The 18,085-nt window shown below is 73.3% G+C and carries 17 protein-coding genes; 5 read left to right on the forward strand and 12 right to left on the reverse strand.

Annotated features, from left to right (window positions below):
- Positions 1 to 18: 18 nt before the first annotated feature.
- On the forward strand, positions 19 to 516 hold the full coding sequence (locus tag OO54_RS05505; RefSeq protein ID WP_033201712.1) for a nitroreductase family deazaflavin-dependent oxidoreductase: 498 nt from the start codon (positions 19 to 21) through the stop codon (positions 514 to 516).
- A gap of 74 nt (positions 517 to 590) precedes the next feature.
- On the opposite strand, the gene OO54_RS05510 is transcribed toward OO54_RS05505, so the two are convergent.
- Complete coding sequence (locus OO54_RS05510) at positions 591 to 1,850, reverse strand: geranylgeranyl reductase family protein (protein WP_234439363.1); 1,260 nt, start codon at positions 1,848 to 1,850, stop codon at positions 591 to 593.
- 407 nt (positions 1,851 to 2,257) lie between these two features.
- On the opposite strand from OO54_RS05510, the gene OO54_RS05515 reads away from it, so the two are divergent.
- Complete coding sequence (locus OO54_RS05515) at positions 2,258 to 3,622, forward strand: dipeptidase (RefSeq protein WP_033201714.1); 1,365 nt, start codon at positions 2,258 to 2,260, stop codon at positions 3,620 to 3,622.
- An 85-nt stretch (positions 3,623 to 3,707) separates the two neighbouring features.
- Positions 3,708 to 4,397 carry an MBL fold metallo-hydrolase gene (locus OO54_RS05520; protein WP_033201715.1) on the forward strand — a complete coding sequence of 230 codons (690 nt, stop codon included), beginning with the start codon at positions 3,708 to 3,710 and terminating at the stop codon, positions 4,395 to 4,397.
- A gap of 9 nt (positions 4,398 to 4,406) precedes the next feature.
- On the opposite strand, the gene OO54_RS05525 is transcribed toward OO54_RS05520, so the two are convergent.
- Together OO54_RS05525 and OO54_RS05530 are read right to left on the reverse strand one after the other, a co-directional pair.
- A complete protein-coding gene (locus tag OO54_RS05525; protein WP_033201716.1) occupies positions 4,407 to 5,441 on the reverse strand; it encodes an NUDIX hydrolase in 1,035 nt (344 codons plus the stop codon).
- A 168-nt stretch (positions 5,442 to 5,609) separates the two neighbouring features.
- On the reverse strand, positions 5,610 to 6,605 hold the full coding sequence (locus OO54_RS05530; protein ID WP_033201717.1) for an ROK family protein: 996 nt from the start codon (positions 6,603 to 6,605) through the stop codon (positions 5,610 to 5,612).
- A 145-nt stretch (positions 6,606 to 6,750) separates the two neighbouring features.
- On the opposite strand from OO54_RS05530, the gene OO54_RS05535 reads away from it, so the two are divergent.
- Positions 6,751 to 7,782, forward strand: coding sequence for a LacI family DNA-binding transcriptional regulator (locus tag OO54_RS05535; protein WP_033201718.1), 1,032 nt, complete (start codon positions 6,751 to 6,753; stop codon positions 7,780 to 7,782).
- A 59-nt stretch (positions 7,783 to 7,841) separates the two neighbouring features.
- Here the strand turns inward: OO54_RS05535 and OO54_RS05540 are convergent, their stop codons facing one another.
- The 6 genes from OO54_RS05540 to OO54_RS05565 all read right to left on the reverse strand — a co-directional run bounded on the left by OO54_RS05540 (position 7,842) and on the right by OO54_RS05565 (position 14,555).
- Positions 7,842 to 9,899, reverse strand: coding sequence for a serine/threonine-protein kinase (locus OO54_RS05540; RefSeq protein WP_033201719.1), 2,058 nt, complete (start codon positions 9,897 to 9,899; stop codon positions 7,842 to 7,844).
- A 101-nt stretch (positions 9,900 to 10,000) separates the two neighbouring features.
- Positions 10,001 to 11,290 (reverse strand): DUF6986 family protein, encoded by a 1,290-nt coding sequence (locus OO54_RS05545; protein WP_033201720.1) that lies wholly within the window; start codon positions 11,288 to 11,290, stop codon positions 10,001 to 10,003.
- Between the two features lie 156 nt (positions 11,291 to 11,446).
- On the reverse strand, positions 11,447 to 12,409 hold the full coding sequence (locus tag OO54_RS05550) for an electron transfer flavoprotein subunit alpha/FixB family protein (protein ID WP_017241310.1): 963 nt from the start codon (positions 12,407 to 12,409) through the stop codon (positions 11,447 to 11,449).
- A gap of 65 nt (positions 12,410 to 12,474) precedes the next feature.
- Complete coding sequence (locus OO54_RS05555) at positions 12,475 to 13,260, reverse strand: electron transfer flavoprotein subunit beta/FixA family protein (RefSeq protein WP_017241311.1); 786 nt, start codon at positions 13,258 to 13,260, stop codon at positions 12,475 to 12,477.
- A gap of 194 nt (positions 13,261 to 13,454) precedes the next feature.
- Positions 13,455 to 13,979, reverse strand: coding sequence for a flavin reductase family protein (locus OO54_RS05560; RefSeq protein WP_033201890.1), 525 nt, complete (start codon positions 13,977 to 13,979; stop codon positions 13,455 to 13,457).
- A gap of 264 nt (positions 13,980 to 14,243) precedes the next feature.
- A complete protein-coding gene (locus OO54_RS05565; RefSeq protein ID WP_017241313.1) occupies positions 14,244 to 14,555 on the reverse strand; it encodes a TlpA family protein disulfide reductase in 312 nt (103 codons plus the stop codon).
- A gap of 222 nt (positions 14,556 to 14,777) precedes the next feature.
- On the opposite strand from OO54_RS05565, the gene OO54_RS05570 reads away from it, so the two are divergent.
- Positions 14,778 to 15,503 carry a lysophospholipid acyltransferase family protein gene (locus tag OO54_RS05570; RefSeq protein WP_033201721.1) on the forward strand — a complete coding sequence of 242 codons (726 nt, stop codon included), beginning with the start codon at positions 14,778 to 14,780 and terminating at the stop codon, positions 15,501 to 15,503.
- 66 nt (positions 15,504 to 15,569) lie between these two features.
- Here the strand turns inward: OO54_RS05570 and OO54_RS05575 are convergent, their stop codons facing one another.
- The 3 genes from OO54_RS05575 to OO54_RS05585 form a co-directional block, all read right to left on the reverse strand.
- Positions 15,570 to 16,169 carry a transglutaminase-like domain-containing protein gene (locus OO54_RS05575; RefSeq protein ID WP_033201722.1) on the reverse strand — a complete coding sequence of 200 codons (600 nt, stop codon included), beginning with the start codon at positions 16,167 to 16,169 and terminating at the stop codon, positions 15,570 to 15,572.
- Between the two features lie 77 nt (positions 16,170 to 16,246).
- Complete coding sequence (locus tag OO54_RS05580) at positions 16,247 to 17,326, reverse strand: threonine aldolase family protein (RefSeq protein WP_017241316.1); 1,080 nt, start codon at positions 17,324 to 17,326, stop codon at positions 16,247 to 16,249.
- Positions 17,323 to 18,084: an SDR family oxidoreductase gene (locus tag OO54_RS05585; protein WP_033201891.1), complete on the reverse strand. Its 762-nt coding sequence runs from the start codon at positions 18,082 to 18,084 to the stop codon at positions 17,323 to 17,325. The genes OO54_RS05580 and OO54_RS05585 overlap by 4 nt, the downstream gene beginning before the upstream one ends.
- Position 18,085 lies beyond the last annotated feature (1 nt).

The raw sequence follows: 18,085 nt of genomic DNA on the forward strand, positions 1-18,085 counted from the left end.
ACTCCCCAGGAGGACCCCATGTCCGCTCGGCCCACCACCCCCGCCACCCCCGCCACGCACGTCATGAAGCCCGGCTGGTTCACCGTGAACGTCCTCAACCGCGCGGTCGCCTGGATGACCCGCCGCGGCATCAGCGTCTGGGGCTCCCGGGTGCTCGCCGTCCGCGGCCGCAAGAGCGGCGAATGGCGCCGCACCCCCGTCAACCTCCTGACGGTGGACGGCGACCGCTACCTGGTGGCCCCCCGCGGCCACGTCCAGTGGACCCACAACATGCGGGCAGCCGGCGGCGGGCAGCTGCACCTCGGCAAGCACGTGCAGGAGTTCACCGCCGTCGAGGTGGCCGACGACGACAAGCCCGTGCTGCTCCGCGCCTACCTCAAGCGCTGGAAGGCCGAGGTCGGCGTCTTCTTCGCCGGTGTCGGCCCCGACTCCTCCACCGAGGAACTGCGCGCCGTCGCGCCCAAGCACCCCGTCTTCCGCATCACGACGACGGGCCCCGTCACCCCGGCCGCATGACAGCGGCCGGGACGGCGGAGCCCGTAGCGGAGCCCGTACCCGTCCCCGGCGACCGACGCCGGGGAACGAGGAGCTCAGAGCTCCTCGGCAGCCTCACCGTCCGTCGGATCGGACGCCGTCCGATCCCGCTGCGTGACGCCCCGGCCCGCGGGGCCGACCCCGGACGACGTGTCCATCCGCCGGTCCAGGGCCTCCAGCGCGCGCCTGGCCAGGCCGTTCGAGCGGACCATGCCGCCGAGGGTGGCCGAGCCGCGCGTGATGTCGGCGAAGGCGTTCCACGCCGGCCGCAGACCGGTGATCGCCGCGTGCAGCAGCCCCGGGCGGCGCTCGAAGACGGCGAGCATCCGGCGCCCGACCGCCATCTCGACGCCGAGCCCCGCCTTGATGGCGAAGGCGTAGTTCAGGGCCTGACGCCGGGCGTCCACCGCGTCGTTCGCCTCCGCGACCCGTACCGCCCACTCGCCCGCGAGGCGTCCCGAGCGGAGCGCGTACGAGATGCCCTCGCGCGTCCAGGGCTCCAGGAGTCCGGCCGCGTCGCCGCAGACGAGGACCCGGCCGCGGGAGAGCGGCGAGTCGTCGGTGCGGCAGCGGGTGAGATGGCCGGAGGAGATCGTGGGCTCGAAGCCGGAGAGGCCGAGCCGGGCGACGAAGTCCTCCATGTACCGCTTGGTGGCGGCGCCCTCGCCACGCGCCGAGATGACGCCGACGGTCAGCGTGTCGCCCTTGGGGAAGACCCAGCCGTAACTGCCGGGCATCGGGCCCCAGTCGATGAGGACGCGACCCTTCCAGTCCTCGGCGACGGACGGCGGCACGGGGATCTCCGCTTCCAGGCCCAGGTCGACCTGGCCGAGCCTCACCCCGACATGAGCGCCTATCCGGCTGGCGCTGCCGTCGGCACCGACGACCGCGCGGGCGAGGACGGTCTCGCCGCCGCCCAGGACGACGGCGACGGTCCGCCGGTCCGGCACGGCCGGGCCGTGCTGCTCCACCCGGACCACCGTGGCACCGGTCCGCAGTTCGGCGCCGGCCTTCTGCGCGTGCTCGACGAGCTGCGCGTCGAACTCGGGGCGGTTGATGAGCCCGAAGAGCATCCGGCGCGAGCGGCGGGTGCGGGCGAAGCGTCCGTCCAGCGAGAAGGTGACGGCGTGCACCCGGTCCTGGAGGGGCAGTTCGAAGCCCGGCGGGAGCGAGTCGCGGGAGGGGCCGATGATGCCGCCGCCGCAGGTCTTGTAGCGGGGCAGCTCGGACTTCTCCAGGAGCAGCACCCGGCGCCCGGCCACCGCCGCCGCGTAGGCCGCGGAGGCTCCGGCAGGTCCCGCGCCGACGACGACCACGTCCCAGACGTCCGCGGACTCGTCCGCCGCGTCGTCGTCCGCCCCGTGCGCCGCCTCGTCGCCGGCCGCGTCCCGGTCCGCATCGACCGACGTGTCGCCGTCCGCCTCGACCGACGTCGCCGCGGCGTCCCGGTTCGGGTCCTGGTCCGCTTCCTTCGCCGCCTCCGCACCGGTGCCCTCGGGAGCCGCCTCGGCGGGCTCGGTGTGCTCCGGACCGGCGTTCTCTCCGTGCTCGCTGCTCACGATGTTCTTCTGCTCCTGATCCGACCGGTGGTCTGCTCCTGACGCATCCTACGGCGCGGTAGCCAGGCCACAGAGCCGTAGGATCGACGGTGCGTTCGCCGTACCACGACCTACGCCGAACGCCGTCCCTCCGTCGTAACGTCGCACCCACCAGGAGCGTGCCCATGTCCTCCAATCCGATCGCCGAGACCGTCCGGTCCCTGATGCCCACGGCCAAGGCCGAGCTGGCCGCTCTGGTGGCCTTCGAGTCGGTGGCGGACGAGGCCGTGGCGCCGCGCAGCGAGTGCGAGGCCGCGGCGAACTGGGTCGCGGACGCCCTGCGCGCCGAGGACTTCCAGGACGTCGCGCTGCTCGACACCCCGGACGGCTCCCAGTCCGTGTACGGCGTCCTGCCCGGCCCGGCCGGCGCGCCGACCGTCCTGCTGTACGCGCACTACGACGTCCAGCCGAAGCTCGACGAGTCCGCCTGGCTCACCCCGCCGTTCGAGCTGACCGAGCGCGACGGACGCTGGTACGGGCGCGGCGCCGCCGACTGCAAGGGCGGCTTCGTCATGCACCTCCTCGCGCTGCGCGCCCTGAAGGCGAACGGCGGCGTCCCGGTCACGGTCAAGGTGATCGTGGAGGGTTCGGAGGAGCAGGGCACCGGTGGTCTGGAGCGGTACGCGGAGCAGCACCCCGAACTGCTCGCGGCCGACGCGATCGTGATCGGCGACGCGGGCAACTTCCGCGTGGGCCTGCCGACCGTGACGGCGACGCTGCGCGGCATGACGATGATCCGCGTGCAGATCGACACCCTGGAAGGCAACCTGCACTCCGGTCAGTTCGGCGGCGCCGCCCCGGACGCGCTGGCCGCGCTGATCCGCGTCCTGGACTCGCTGCGCGCCGAGGACGGCTCGACCGTCGTCGACGGTCTGCCGGGCGACCAGGTGTGGGAGGGGCTGCAGTACCCGGAGGAAGACTTCCGTCAGGACGCCAAGGTCCTGACGGGCGTGTCCCTGCCGGGCTCCGGTACGGTCGCCGACCGCATCTGGGCCCGTCCGGCCGTCACCGTGGTCGGCATCGACTGCCACCCGGTGGCCGGGGCGACCCCGTCGATCCCGAAGTCGGCCCGCGCCCAGCTGAGCCTGCGGGTGCCGCCGGGCCAGGACGCGGCCGAGGCGACGAAGCTGCTCTACGCCCACATCGAGAAGCACACCCCGTGGAACGCGCGGGTGTCCCTGGAGCAGGTCGGTCAGGGCCAGGCCTTCCAGGCGGACACGTCGAGCCCGGCGTACGCGTCGATGGCCGACGCGATGCGGATCGCGTACCCGGGTGAGGAGATGCAGACGGCGGGCATGGGCGGCTCGATCCCGCTGTGCAACACGCTGGCCTCGCTGTACCCGGAGTCGGAGATCCTGCTGATCGGCCTGAGCGAGCCCGAGGCGCAGATCCACGCGCCCAACGAGTCCGTCTCGCCGGAGGAGCTGGAGCGCCTCTCGGTGGCCGAGGCCCACTTCCTGCTCAACTACGCCCGCTCGAAGCAGGGCTGACCCCGGTTCGGCGTCCGCGCTCGGCGAACCTCGCCGAGAGCGTAGAGGCATACGGCGGACCTGCGCGGATGCGTAGGTTCGCCGTATGGCATCCATCGGACTCACCCGGATCACCCCGCGGCTGCACCTCCTCGACTTCTCCATCGGCCAGGCCTACCTCTGGCGGGACGGGGAGGAGCTGACCCTGATCGACGCCGGCTGGGTCGGCTCGGCGCCCGCGATCGCCGAGGCGATACGGACGGCGGGCCTCGATCCGGCCGGTCTGCGCCGGATCGTGCTCACGCACTGCCACCGCGACCACGTGGGTGCGGCGGGCGAGCTGGCGGAGCTGTACGGCGCCGAGATCATCGCGCACCGCCTCGACGCGCCGGTCGTCCGGGGCGAGGCGCCCGTGCCCGATCCCGACCTCCTCGAATGGGAGGTCCCGCTGTTCGAGCACGGCCTGACCGTGCCGGAGGCGCCGCCGACGCGGGTGGACCGCGAGGTCGAGGACGGCGAGGAGTTCGGGTTCGGCGACGGCACGGTGGTCGTCCACACCCCCGGTCACACCCCCGGCTCGATCGCCGTCCATCTGCCGCGCCACGGCGTGCTGTTCACCGGGGACACGGTGGCGACGGTGCAGGGTGTGACCTTCGGCGTCTTCCATGTCGACCGCGCGCTCGCGATGGACTCGATGCGGACGCTGGCGAAGCTCCGCCCGTCGGTGCTCTGCTGCGGGCACGGCGCCCCGGTGGTCACGGACGCGGCGGACCTGCTGGCCGGCGCGGTCGCGTAGACGCGGGGATCACCCCACCGGGACCCCGGCCTCCAGGTTGAGGACCGTGCCGCGTTCGCGGGCGCGGAGGGCCCAGCGGAGGCGGCGGTAGCGGACGGGGGGCAGCAGTTCGGCGGCCTCCTCCTCGGTGACGAAACGCCAGTCGCGGAGTTCGGCGCCGGGGAGGTGCAGGCGCGCGGTGTCGTCGCCGCGGAGGGTGCCGCCGTCGAAGAGGAGGCGCAGCCCGCCGTAGCCGGGCGGCTGGGCGCGTTCCCAGTCGACGAGCAGCAGGCGGGGTACGGCGTCGAGTTCGAGGCCGATCTCCTCGGCGACCTCGCGCATGCCGGCCCGGGCGGGCGGTTCGCCGGGCTCGACGACGCCGCCGGGAAACTCCCAGCCGGGCTTGTAGGTGGGGTCGACGAGCAGGAAGCGGTCCTGTTCGTCGAAGAGCAGGACACCGGCCGCGAGGGTCTCGCCGGTGGGCTCGGGGGTCTGGACGATGCCGCAGGGGGCGGCCCGGCCGGCCATGACCGCGTCGGCGACGGTCCGGGCGGCCTCGGTCACGGTGAGGCCCGAGGTGTCGACGGTGTACGCGTCGGCGGCGAGCCAGTCCAGGGCGGCGCGGTACGGCGGGAGGTGCGCGTGGCACCACTCGCGGACGCGTGCGTCGATCTCGGGGTCGCCGTATTCCGACCGGCCGTCGATCCGTTGCCGCAGGATCGTTTCCTCCGGTGCGAGCAGGACATGGCGCACCTCGATCCGGCGCGCCGCGAGGCCGCCGAAGATCTCGTCCCGGTACTCCTGCCGGAGCAGCGTCATGGGGACGACCAGCACGCCGCCGACCTCCGCGAGCAGCGCGGCGGCGGTGTCGACGACCAGGCGGCGCCAGATCGGCAGGTCCTGGTAGTCCTCGACCTCGGCGAGCCGCTTGGCCGGCAGGAGGCGGCGCAGTCCCCCGCCGGTGACCTCGGGGTCGTACAGGGTGCTGTGCGGGATCAGATCGACCAGCTCGCGCGCGGTGCTGGACTTCCCCGCGCCGAACGTCCCGTTGATCCAGACGATCACGATTCCCCCTCATCGGTAGCCCACTGTGGCTTGCCCTCAACACCCTGCCACGGAAACCACGAACACATGTCCGACCGATGGGGCGCCCCGATCGGACGTCCTCCCGGGCGTACGGGGGTGGGTGACGGGACGCCATGCGCGGCGCGCGCCGTCGCCGGGCGACCCGCCTCAGGAACCGCCCCAGGCGCCCTCTCCACCGCCGGAAGCCGCCCACGCTCCGCCGTCACGCGCGCGCGTGGCGGCCGCCGCGGCGCCGAGGAGGCCGGCGTCGGTGCCGGTGAGGGCCGGCACGACGGTGAGGTCGCGGACGAAGGAGAGGGTGGCGTAGGCGCCGAGGCCGCGCCGGAGCGGGGCGAAGAGGACTTCGCCGGCGCCCGCGACGCCACCGCCGACGACGGCGATGTCGATCTCGACGAGGGCGGCTGTGGCGGCGATGCCCGCCGCGAGCGCCTGGGCCGCGCGTTCGAACGAGGCGAGGGCGATCGGGTCCCCGGCGTGGGCGGAGGCGGCCACCGCGGCGGCGGACACGTCGCCGTCGGGCCCCGGCCGCCAGCCGTTCTCCAGGGCGCGGCGGGCGAGGTGGGGGCCGCTGGCGATGCGTTCGACGCAGCCCCGCGCGCCGCAGGCGCAGACGTCGCCGTCCAGGTCCACCACGACGTGGCCGATGTGGCCGGCGTTTCCGGTGGGGCCGGGGTGGATCCGTCCGCCGAGGACGAGGCCGCCGCCGACACCCGTGGAGACCACGAGGCACAGGGCGTTGTCGTGGCCCCTGGCCGCCCCGACCCAATGTTCGGCCGCCGTCATGGCGACGCCGTCGCCGACGAGGGTGACGGCCCGTCCGCCCGTGACCCGACGGACGCGTTCGACGAGCGGGTAGTCGCGCCAGCCGGGCACGTTCACCGGGCTCACGGTCCCCCGTGAGGCGTCGACGGGGCCGGCGCTGCCGATGCCGACCGCCCCGGCGGCGTCCCACAGCGGCGAGGCGGCGAGGGCGGCGAGCACCTCCTCGACCGCGCGCATCACCGTTTCGCCGGACTCACGCGCGGGCGTGGGCCGCTGGGTCCGGTGCAGGACGCGACCCGCCGCGTCGACCAGGGCCCCGGCGATCTTGGTTCCGCCGATGTCGAGCGCGGCGACGAGACCCGCGGCGAAGTCGGTGTGCATGTACGTGGAGTCTCCAGTCGGCGGCCGGGAGCGAGGGGTCGTTCCATCCAGTCTCCCAGGGCCTTGACAACGTTGTCCAGGCCCTATGCTCGACCTGAGACCAGGATCTCGCCAGGATCCCGACACGACGGAGGAACCGCGCACCGTGGCCGACACCGCCCGCCACCCCGAGAACCGCTACGGCAATCGGCCCACGATGAAGGACGTCGCCGCCCGGGCGGGCGTCGGCCTCAAGACGGTGTCCCGGGTCGTGAACGGCGAACCGGGAGTCACCCCCGACACCGAGCGCCGGGTGCGGGAGGCCATCGAGATACTCGGCTTCCGCCGCAACGACAGCGCGCGGGTCCTGCGCAAGGGCCGGACCGCGACCGTCGGACTGGTCCTCGAGGACCTCGCCGACCCTTTCTACGGGCCGCTCAGCCGCGCGGTCGAGGAGGTCGCGCGGGCGCACGGGGCGCTCCTCATCAACGGGTCGAGCGCCGAGGACCCGGAGCGTGAGCAGGAGTTGGCGCTCGCGCTGTGCGCGCGCCGGGTCGACGGCCTCATCGTCATTCCCTCCGGCGACGACCACCGCTACCTGGAACCGGAGATCAGGGCGGGCGTCGCCACGGTCTTCGTCGACCGTCCGGCCGGCCGCATCGACGCCGACGCCGTCCTGTCCGACAGCTTCGGCGGGGCCCGGGACGGCGTGGCCCACCTCATCGCCCACGGCCACCGCCGGATCGGCTTCATCGGCGACCGGCCCCGCATCCACACCTCGGCCGAACGCCTGCGCGGCTACCGCGCGGCGATGGAGGACGCGGGCCTGCCGGTCAGGGACGAGTGGGTCTCGCTCGGCTCCACCGACCCGGGGCGGGTGAGCACGGCGGTACGCGAGCTGCTGACCGCGCCCGAGCCGGTGACGGCACTGTTCGCCGGCAACAACCGGGTCACGGTCACCGTGGTCCGCGCCCTCGCCGACCACCCGCGTCCCGTCGCCCTCGTCGGCTTCGACGACATCGAACTGGCCGACCTGCTCGGCGTGACGGTCATCGCGCAGGACGCCGCCGCGCTCGGCCGTACGGCGGCGGAGCGGCTCTTCCGCCGCCTCGACGGCGCCGACGAGGCGCCGGCGCGCGTCGTCCTCGGCACGACCCTCCTCGCCCGCGGCTCGGGCGAGACGCCGCCGGCCGCCTGAGACCCCATGTTCCGGGCGCCCGGAGCGGCGTCTTCCCTCGCCGGCCGCTCGGGTCCGCCTCAGCAGATGCGGAGGCCCGCCACGGAGCCGCCGCCCGCTCCACCCGAGAGGTGGAGGACGCTGAGGTACACGTTGGTGTTGCCGCTGTCGTCGTCGGTGCGGGCGAACCAGCGGCTGGTGCGGCCGCCGTACGACTCCGTGCGGTCGAGGTCGACCTGGCAGAAGAAGGCGTGCGGGCCGGCGCCGACCGTGCCCATCTCGCCGCCGTCGTAGCGGGTGGTCGTGGCACTCCGCAGGACCTGGCAGGTGGCGGAGGAGCCGGACGCGGCGCAGCCCGTGGCGGCGGGCGGCGGGGCCTGGGTGGTGGGCGCGGTCGTGGCGCCGCCGCCCTGGTCGCCGGTCGCGTTCGTGTCGCCCGTCGGAGCGGGGCCGCCGGGAACGCCCGGGGCCGTCGTGCCGCCCCCGGACGGGGCTCGCGTCCCGGAGCCGCCCGCCGCCGCGTCGCCGGACGCCGCGCCCGGGTCGGACCCACCGGCGCCGGCGCCGCCGCCCGCGTCCGCGCCGGGCGCCGGGCCGGAGGCCGACGGGCCCCCGGGGCCCGTCCCGACGGACGGCGAGGCCGTGCCGCTCGGCTTCCCCGAGGGCGGCGCGCTGCTGGTCCCCGGGGCCGGCACGCGCCCGGTGTCACCGCCGGACGCGGCGCCCCGCCCCCCGTCCTGCGAGGTGTCACCGGCCGCCCGGGCCCCGGGGTCGCCGTCCATGAGGGCGTACGTGATCCCCCCGCCCGCCAGCAGGACGGCGGCCACGGAGGCCGCCACCAGCACGCTCCCCCGGCGCGGCTTCGGCCCCGCGCGCCGCGCGGCCCGCCGGCCCGTACCCGGACCTTCGGAGGACCCGGTCCCGGGTACGGACGCGATCCCGGGTGCGGATGACGCGGCCCCTGGGACGGACACCGGCTCGGGCACGGGCACAGGAGGACCGAACCCCCCGCCGAGCGCCGCCGCACCGCCCGGAGGGGTGGGTACGGGAGCCGGGGGCGGGGTCTGCGCGGCCCCGGCTCCGGGGAACGGCTCGACGGAACCCGCGCCGGGGAACGACTCCACCGGGCCCGTGTACGGATCTCCGAAGCCCGCCACCGGCGCGGCGGCAGGTGCCGGGACCTCGGACGCCGGACCCGCCGGTACCGGACCTGCCTCCGGTGCCGGGACTCCCGGCGCCGGAGCCGCCGGTGCCGCGACTGCCGACTCCGGGCCCGCCAGTACGGCCGCCGCTGCTCCGGGTGCCGCGTCGGCCACCGCGCCGAGGAGCCGGGCCGCCTCGCGGGCGGTCGGGCGGAGGGCGGGGTCCTTGTCGAGGAGACGGAGCAGGACGGGGGCGAGGGGTCCGGCACGGCGGGGTTCCGGGAGCGGCTCGGTGACGATGGCCGCGAGCGTCGACCAGGTCGACGTACGGCGGAAGGGCGAGGCGCCCTCGACCGCCGCGTAGAGCGTGGCGCCCACGGCCCAGACGTCGGAGGCGGGGCCGGGGTCCTGCCCGCGGGCCCGCTCGGGGGCGAGGAAGTCGAGGGACCCGACGATCTCGCCGCTGCGGGTGAGGCGGGTCGCGGACCCGTCTCCCGGGTCCTCCATGGTCGCGATCCCGAAGTCGGTGAGGACGATGCGGCCGGAGCGGTCGAGCAGGATGTTGCCGGGCTTCACGTCCCGGTGGAGCACGCCGACGTCGTGTGCGGCGGCCAGCGCCTCCAGGACGCCGGCGCCGATCCGGGCGGCGTCGGCGGCGTCGAGGGGGCCTTGTTCGCCGAGGACGTCGTCGAGGGAGGGCCCGTCGACGAGTTCCATGACGATGACCGGCCGGCCCTCGTGCTCGGTGACGTCGTGGACGGCGACCACTCCGGGGTGCCGGACCCGGGCGGCGGCGCGGGCCTCACGGGTCATCCGCAGGTGCAGGTCGGCCAGTTCGGGCGCGCCCGTGTCCGTGTAGGTACGGAGTTCCTTGACGGCCACCTCACGGCCGAGGACCTCGTCGACGGCCCTCCAGACGACTCCCATGCCTCCGCGCCCGAGTCGGCGCACGATTCTGTAGCGGCCGGCGAGCCGCCCGTTCTCCCCCGATGACACCGCTGCCCCGTTCCCCTGTCGAGCATGTGCGCGAGTGCGCGTGAACTCGTACAGGGTACGGGGCAGTTGGCTGGATCGTGTCCCTTATCTGATCTTCGTGCCTACTCGGCGGAGGCGGTGAGGTCGCCGCGCCGCGGGGCGGCGAAGCGGTCGAGGGCGGCGCGGGTCATGCCGGTGAGGGCGTCGACCTCGGCGGTGTCGAGGGCGCCGCAGTCGATGCCGCGCAGCAGGTAGGAGCTGAGGGCCTTGGCGGTGGCGGGCTCGTCCATGACGTCGCCGCCGGCGTGGTTGGCGTAGGCGGAGAGGCGCTTGGCGGCGGCCTCGAAGCCCTCGCGGTAGAAGGCGAAGACGGCGGCGTAGCGGGTGGGGATGTGGCCGGGGTGCATGTCCCAGCCCTGGTAGTACGCGCGGGCGAGGGCGCGGCGGGTGAGGCCGTAGTGCAGGCGCCAGGCCTCGTGGACGTGCTCGGTGGAGCCGACGGGGAGGACGTTGGTGGAGCCGTCGGAGACGCGGACGCCGGTGCCGGCGGCGGCGACCTGCATGATCGCCTTGGCGTGGTCCGCGGCCGGGTGGTCGCTCGCCTGGTAGGCGGCGGAGACGCCGAGGCAGGCGCTGTAGTCGAAGGTGCCGTAGTGCAGTCCGGTGGCGCGGCCCTCGGCGGCACCGATCATGCGGGCGACGGCGGCGGTGCCGTCGGTGGCGAGGATGGACTGGCTGGTCTCGATCTGGATCTCGAAGCCCAGGCGTCCGGCGTCGAGGCCGTGGGCCTTCTCGAAGGCCTCCAGCAGGCGGACGAAGGCGGAGACCTGCTCGGGGTAGGTCACCTTGGGCAGGGTGAGGACGAGGCCGTCGGGGAGGCCGCCGTTCTCCAGGAGGCCGGTGAGGAAGACGTCGGTGGTGCGGATGCCGCGGTCGCGTACGGCGGACTCCATGCACTTCATGCGGATGCCCATGTAGGGGGCCGCGGTTCCGTTCGCGTACGCCTCCGAGATCAGGCGGGCGGCGCGGGCCGCGTCCTGGTCCTCGTCCTGACCGGCGTAGCCGTCCTCGAAGTCGACGCGGAGGTCTTCGACGGGTTCGCGCTCCAGCTTGGCCCGTACGCGGCCGTAGACGTCCTCGGCGAGGTCGTCGGAGAGGCCGAGGACGGCGGCGAAGGAGGCGGCGTCCGGGGCGTGCTCGTCGAGGGCGGCGAGGGCCTGGTCGCCCCAGGAGCGGATCGTTCCGGCGTCGAAGACGTTGCCGGGGACGTAGACGGTGTGGACGGGCTGCCGGGTGCCGGGGTCTCCCGGGTAGCGCCGGTCCAGCTCGGCGTCCACCGCCGCGAGGGAGGCGCTGATGCCCTCGCTGACCGCGCCCGCGAGGCTCGTCGACACCTTCTCCTGCTGACCCATCCTGCATCCTCCTGTTTTCCGCTGCACGGAATCAACAATCCGTATAGCGAAGTTAGTAGGCGGTCGGGACCTGAGTCAATGGTTGTCCGAAACGGCCGGGGGCCGCACGGCGACAGATCGCCGTGCGGCCCCCGGGACCGACAGAACCGCAGGTCATCAGCCCTTGCGGGTCTTGACCTCTTCGGTGAGCTGCGGGACGACGTCGAAGAGGTCGCCGACGACGCCGTAGTCGACGAGGTCGAAGATCGGGGCCTCGGCGTCCTTGTTGATGGCGACGATGGTCTTCGAGGTCTGCATGCCCGCGCGGTGCTGGATCGCGCCGGAGATGCCGGAGGCGATGTACAGCTGCGGCGAGACCGACTTGCCGGTCTGGCCGACCTGGTTGGAGTGCGGGTACCAGCCGGCGTCGACCGCGGCGCGGGAGGCGCCGACGGCGGCACCGAGCGAGTCGGCGAGCGCCTCGATGATCGCGAAGTTCTCGGCGCCGTTGACGCCGCGGCCGCCGGAGACCACGATCGCGGCCTCGGTCAGCTCCGGGCGGCCGGTCGACTCGCGCGGGGTGCGCGAGGTGACCTTGGTGCCGTGGGCCTTCTCCGAGAAGGAGACGGACAGCGCCTCGACGGCGCCGGCGGCCGGGGCGGCCTCGACGGGAGCCGAGTTCGGCTTGACCGTGATGACCGGGGTGCCCTTGGAGACACGGGACTTGGTGGTGAAGGAGGCGGCGAACGCGGACTGCGTCGCGACCGGGCCCTCGTCACCGGCCTCCAGGTCCACGGCGTCGGTGATGATGCCGGAGCCGATGCGGACCGCGAGGCGGGCCGCGATCTCCTTGTTCTCGGCGGAGGACGGGACGAGCACGGCGGCCGGGGACACAGCCTCGTACGCGGCCTGCAGGGCCTCGACCTTCGGGACGACGAGGTACTCGGCGAACTCGGGGGCGTCGGCGGTGAGGACCTTCACGGCGCCGTGCTCGGCGAGCGCGGCGGCGGTGTCGGCGGCGCCGTTGCCGAGGGCGACGGCGACCGGCTCGCCGAGGCGGCGGGCGAGGGTCAGCAGCTCCAGGGTGGGCTTGCGGACGGCTCCGTCGACGTGGTCGACGTAGACGAGAATCTCAGCCATGGGACTTCAATCTCCTGCGAACGGAAAGGGGACGGCCTGAGGGGACAGAGCGGCTCGCGGGAGCCTTAGATGAACTTCTGGCTCGCGAGGAACTCGGCGAGCTGCTTGCCGCCCTCGCCCTCGTCCTTGACGATCGTGCCCGCGGTACGCGCCGGACGCTCGGCGGCGGAGTCGACGGCGGTCCACGCGCCGGCCAGGCCGACCTCGTCCGCGTCGATGTCCAGGTCGTCGAGCTCCAGGGACTCCACCGGCTTCTTCTTGGCGGCCATGATGCCCTTGAAGGACGGGTAGCGCGCCTCGCCCGACTGGTCGGTCACGGACACGACGGCCGGGAGGGACGCCTCGAGCTGCTCGGAGGCGCTGTCGCCGTCGCGACGGCCCTTCACGACGCCGTCCTCGATCGAGACCTCGGAGAGCAGGGTGACCTGCGGGACGCCCAGACGCTCGGCGAGGATGGCCGGGAGGACACCCATGGTGCCGTCGGTGGAGGCCATGCCGGCGATGACGACGTCGTAGCCGGTCTTCTCGATCGCCTTGGCCAGCACGAGCGAGGTGCCCATGACGTCGGTGCCGTGCAGGTCGTCGTCCTCGACGTGGACGGCCTTGTCGGCGCCCATGGAGAGCGCCTTGCGGAGCGCGTCCTTGGCGTCCTCGGGGCCGACCGTGAGGACGGTGACCTCGGCGTCGTCGGCCTCTTCGGCGATCTGCAGGGCCTGCTCGACCGCGTACTCGTCGAGCTCCGACAGCAGGCCGTCGACGTCGTCGCGGTCGACGGTCAGGTCATCGGCGAAGTGCCGGTCGCCGGTGGCGTCGGGCACGTACTTCACACAGACAACGATCCTCAAGCTCACGCCGGCTCTCCTACTGCATCGTGATAACTGGGCTGCTGCTCGCAGCATAGGCGCCTGAAGGGCGGGTTTCCGGTCGGGGCGCCGGGCGCCCCGACCGAAATATTACTCGTCAGTACACCCAGTCCGTTACCAGTAAGCAAGCGCTCAGCTATGTGATCTGGCCAACGCACGGTGAAGAGGCGGGTACGGAACCCTCAGTCGCGCAGCGCGTTGAAGCGCCCGTGGTGGTACAGGAGCGGCCGGCCCGCCCCGTCGGGGTCCCCGGCGACGGCCTGCGCGATCACGATCCGGTGGTCCCCGGCCGGCACCCGGGCCACGACCCGGCACACCAGCCAGGCGAGTACGCCGTCGAGCACCGGCACGCCCTCGGGACCGATGCTCCAGCGGGTCCCCTCGCCGAACCGGTCGGCGCCGCTCCGGGCGAAGGTGGAGGCCAGCTCCTGCTGGTGCTCGCCGAGTATGTGGACGCCGACGAACTCGGCCTCGGAGAGCACGGGCCAGCTGGACGAGGAGGTGCCCACGCCGAAGGAGACCAGCGGGGGTTCGGCGGCGACGGAGTTGAGCGAGGTCGCGGTGAAGCCGACGGGACGCTCACCGTGCGCGGTGATCACCGCCACACCGGCGGCGTGCCTGCGGAAGACGGAGCGGAGCAGATCGGGAGAGGCCTGCCGGGGTGCGCCGATCGTGGGCACCGCGCGGAGCTCGGGCGAAACCGTCATGGAGTTGTCCTTCTGCGAGGGCGGCATGAGGGAGGTCCTTGGGTGGTCAGACACCCGGACAGCGCGCACTCGCGTTGCGGGCCAGGTCCACGTGGACGCGGCCGTAGAGAAGGAGTTCTATGGGCACCCCGTCAGGGTGACGATCGTTGGCGGGTGCAGTCAAGTGCGTACCGCAATATGGGAGAAGCGTCACCGCGTCAGATGAGGCATGGCCCCGGTCCCCTCGAAGCGGGCGACGGAGCCCTCCGAACGCGTGGCGGCGCGTCAGACCGCCTGCCCCAGCGCGGCGATGACGTCCACCCTGCGGGGCTGGCCGGAGGCCCGGCGGACCACGCGGCCCGCCCCGTCGAGGACGAGCACGGTGGGGGTCCTGGCGATGCCCAGCTCGCGCACGAGATCGAGCCGTTCCTCGGCGTCGATCTCCACGTGCCCCACGCCGGGCACCATCGCGGCGACCTCGGCGAGGGTGCGGCGGGTGGCCCGGCAGGGCTGGCAGAAGGCGGTCGAGAACTGGACGAGCGTGGCCCGCTCCCCCAGTTCGGCGCCGAGCGCCTCCGGCCCCAGGATCTCGCCCATCGTCTCTTCCCTTCCGTCCCCGTCACCGGGTGCAGCGTCGCACGGCGGCGTTCGATTCCCGCCACGGCCACCGCGAGTGACGAGAATCTCCCTGTACGAAGCCGCCTGGACTGGTCACGGGGCCCCACATGGGGCACGATCTGCCCAAAGCCGAAAACCTACGGCCGCGTAACTTCGCCGGGAGCACCCGCTCCGGGCACACGAAGAAGAGGTTCCTCTCCGATGGCAGAACTCGTCTATCGACCGGTCGTCGGCGCCGCTCTGACCCTGTTCAAGGCGCTCGACCTGAAGATCGACACCCAGGGTTCGGAGCACATCCCCCGGACGGGAGGCGCCGTGCTCGTGAGCAATCACATCAGCTACCTGGACTTCATCTTCACCGGCCTCGCGGCCCTGCCGCAGAAGCGTCTGGTCCGCTTCATGGCGAAGGACTCCGTCTTCCGGCACAAGGTCTCGGGTCCGCTCATGCGCGGCATGAAGCACATCCCCGTCGACCGCTCGCAGGGCGAGCACGCCTACCAGCACGCCCTCGAGTCCCTCCGGGCCGGCGAGATCGTCGGCGTCTTCCCCGAGGCGACCATCTCCCAGTCGTTCACGCTCAAGGGCTTCAAGACGGGCGCCGCGCGCCTCGCCCAGGAGGCCGGCGTGCCGCTGATCCCGATGGCGCTGTGGGGCACCCAGCGGGTGTGGACCAAGGGCCGTCCGCGGAACTTCAAGCGCAGCCACATCCCCGTGACGATCCGCGTCGGCGAGCCCCTCGAGGCCCCTGCCGACCAGTACGCCGGCGCCATCACCCGGCGCCTGCGCGAGCGCGTCCAGGAGCTCCTCGAGGCCGCCCAGCGCGCCTACCCGGTCCGCCCCAAGGACGCGAGCGACACCTGGTGGGTCCCCGCCCACCTCGGCGGGACGGCTCCGACGCCGGAGCAGGTCAAGGCCACCGAGAAGTAGGCCCGGGGCGGGCGCGAGACGGCCCCGGCGTTCGGGCCCGAGGCGGGCGCGAGACGACCCCGGCGTTCAGAGCTCCGTCGGGAGCGTCCGCCACAGGTGCGGGCGGTCCCTGGCGGCCTTCAGGGCGGCCAGGACCGCCGGGTGCGGCGCGGTGAGGAGTTCCGGGTAGTCCACCTCGCCGAGCTCCGGCCGTACGGTCCAGGCGAGCTGCTCCTTCTCCACCGAGAACCGGGCGTCGACGCCCGGCTTGTTGCCCCGCGCGTCCTGGCGGACCCAGCCGGTCGTGCCGGGCAGCAGGACGGCGACGAGGCCGTGGACGGCCGGGGCGGAGCCGTCGTCGTCGGCGAGCCGCTGGTAGCAGAGGGCGGCCGGGATGCCGCGGGCCCGCAGGAGCGCGGCGTACGCGATCGACTTGGCGTAGCAGATCCCGGTGCGCCGCTCCAGGACGTCGGAGGCGCGCCAGGTGACGCGGAGGTCCCCGGAATCGGCGGAGTGCGGGATGGTGTCGCGCACGAACTCGAAGGCGGCTTCGGCGTATGAGTATGCGTCGGGGTGATCACGGGAGAGCCGCTCGGCCACGTCCCGGACCAGCGGGTGGTCATGGTCGACGGCCTCGCTCGCGGCGAGGTACGCGTGGATGTCCGGGTCTTGCTGGATGAGTTCCATGCGGGACGACCTTATGAAGACGACCGGACGGAGTCAATGACTTTCCGTCCGGTCGTATATTCATGCACGATTCCCGGTTACCGGGCCATCTCTTCCTTCAGCGCCTGGAGGAAGGCGTCGACGTCGTCCTCCGTGGTGTCGAAGGCGCACATCCACCGGACATCGCCGGCGGACTCGTCCCAGAAGTAGAAGCGGAACCGTTCCTGCAGCCGCCTGGTCACCTCGTGCGGGAGACGGGCGAAGACGGCGTTGGCCTGCACCGGGTAGAGGATCTCCACCCCGTCGACCTCGCGCACCCCGGCCGCCAGGCGCTGGGCCATCGCGTTGCCGTGGCGCGCGTTGCGCAGCCAGAGGTCCTTCGCGAGGAGCGCCTCCAGCTGCACCGACACGAAGCGCATCTTCGAGGCGAGCTGCATGGACAGCTTGCGCAGGTGCTTCATGTGGCTGACCGCGTCGGGGTTGAGGACGACGACGGCCTCGCCGAAGAGCATGCCGTTCTTCGTGCCGCCGTACGAGATCACGTCCACGCCCACGGCGTTGGTGAACGCGCGCATCGGCACGTCGAGCGACGCGGCGGCGTTGGCGATCCGGGCGCCGTCGAGATGCACCTTCATGCCCTTGGAGTGGGCGTGCTCGACGATCGCGCGGATCTCCTCGACCGTGTAGACCGTGCCCAGCTCGGTGTTCTGGGTGATCGAGACGACCTGCGGCATCGCGCGGTGCTCGTCCTCCCAGCCCCAGGCCTGCCGGTCGATCAGCTCGGGGGTGAGCTTGCCGTCCGGGGTGGGCACGGTGAGCAGCTTGAGGCCGCCCATGCGCTCGGGCGCACCGCCCTCGTCCACGTTGATGTGCGCGGACTCGGCGCAGATCACGGCGCCCCAGCGGTCGGTGAGCGCCTGGAGGGCGGTCACGTTCGCCCCGGTGCCGTTGAACACCGGGAAGGCTTCAGCGGTGGGGCCGAAGTGGCTGTGCATGATCCGCTGGAGGTGCTCGGTGTACTGGTCCTCGCCGTAGGCGACCTGGTGGCCGTCGTTGGCGAGGGCGAGGGCGGCGAGCACCTCGGGGTGGGCGCCGGCGTAGTTGTCGCTGGCGAAGCCCCGGACCGACGGGTCGTGGTGACGACGTGCGTCGGTCCTGGGGCCGAGGGCCGCTGTCACGGCTTGGGGGTCAGCCACAGACGCTGTCCATTCACTTCCTGGGCGGGCTTGTCCCACAGACCGGCGATCTCGTCGGCCAGATCCTTGACGTCGGTGAAGCCCGCGAACTTCGCGTTGGGGCGTTCGGCGCGCATGGCGTCGTGCACCAATGCCTTGATCACCAGGATCGCAGCCGCCGCCTGCGGGCCGTCATCGCCCCCCAGCTTGCGGAACGAGTCCGCCATCGCGAGGGTCCAGGCCTCGGCGGCCGCCTTGCCGGCGTTGTACGCGGCGTTGTTGGCGAGCGGCTTGTGCGCGCCCACCTGGCTGATCAGGGCGTAGCGCCCGCGGCCGCCGGCACGCAGCAGCCCGTCGTGGAAGGCCAGCGAGGTGTGCTGGACGGTGCGGATCAGGAGCTTCTCCAGGAAGTCCCAGTCGCCGAGGTCGGTCTCGGTGAAGGAGGCGCTGCCGCGCCAGCCGCCGACGAGGTGGACCAGGCCGTCGATCCGGCCGAACTCCTTCTCGGTCTTCGCCGCCCAGTCGCGGGTGGCGTCGAGGTCGAGGAGGTCGACGGTGTCGCCGATGACCTTGGCGCCGCCGTGGGCGTAGCGGGCGGCGTCGACGGCCTCCGCGAGGCGCGCCGGGTCGGCGTCGGAGCCGACGACGGTGGCGCCCGCCTCGGCGAGGCGGATCAGCGTGGCGCGGCCCGCGGGGCCGGCCGCGCCGGCGACCGCGATGACGGCGCCGTCGAGCGGCCCGCCGTTTCCGTTGGCGTTCATG

The sequence above is a fragment of the Streptomyces wedmorensis genome, assembly GCF_000716445.1.
Taxonomy (GTDB): domain Bacteria; phylum Actinomycetota; class Actinomycetes; order Streptomycetales; family Streptomycetaceae; genus Streptomyces; species Streptomyces wedmorensis.

Coding starts and splice junctions, on each gene's coding strand:
- OO54_RS05545 (WP_033201720.1), bottom strand. CDS start 11,290: ATGGGTCAGCAGGAGAAGGTGTCGACGAGCCTCGCGGGCGCGGTCAGC.
- OO54_RS05585 (WP_033201891.1), bottom strand. CDS start 18,084: ATGAACGCCAACGGAAACGGCGGGCCGCTCGACGGCGCCGTCATCGCG.
- OO54_RS05550 (WP_017241310.1), bottom strand. CDS start 12,409: ATGGCTGAGATTCTCGTCTACGTCGACCACGTCGACGGAGCCGTCCGC.
- OO54_RS05520 (WP_033201715.1), top strand. CDS start 3,708: ATGGCATCCATCGGACTCACCCGGATCACCCCGCGGCTGCACCTCCTC.
- OO54_RS05560 (WP_033201890.1), bottom strand. CDS start 13,979: ATGACGGTTTCGCCCGAGCTCCGCGCGGTGCCCACGATCGGCGCACCC.
- OO54_RS05530 (WP_033201717.1), bottom strand. CDS start 6,605: ATGCACACCGACTTCGCCGCGGGTCTCGTCGCCGCGCTCGACATCGGC.
- OO54_RS05575 (WP_033201722.1), bottom strand. CDS start 16,169: ATGGAACTCATCCAGCAAGACCCGGACATCCACGCGTACCTCGCCGCG.
- OO54_RS05570 (WP_033201721.1), top strand. CDS start 14,778: ATGGCAGAACTCGTCTATCGACCGGTCGTCGGCGCCGCTCTGACCCTG.
- OO54_RS05515 (WP_033201714.1), top strand. CDS start 2,258: ATGTCCTCCAATCCGATCGCCGAGACCGTCCGGTCCCTGATGCCCACG.
- OO54_RS05565 (WP_017241313.1), bottom strand. CDS start 14,555: ATGGGCGAGATCCTGGGGCCGGAGGCGCTCGGCGCCGAACTGGGGGAG.
- OO54_RS05505 (WP_033201712.1), top strand. CDS start 19: ATGTCCGCTCGGCCCACCACCCCCGCCACCCCCGCCACGCACGTCATG.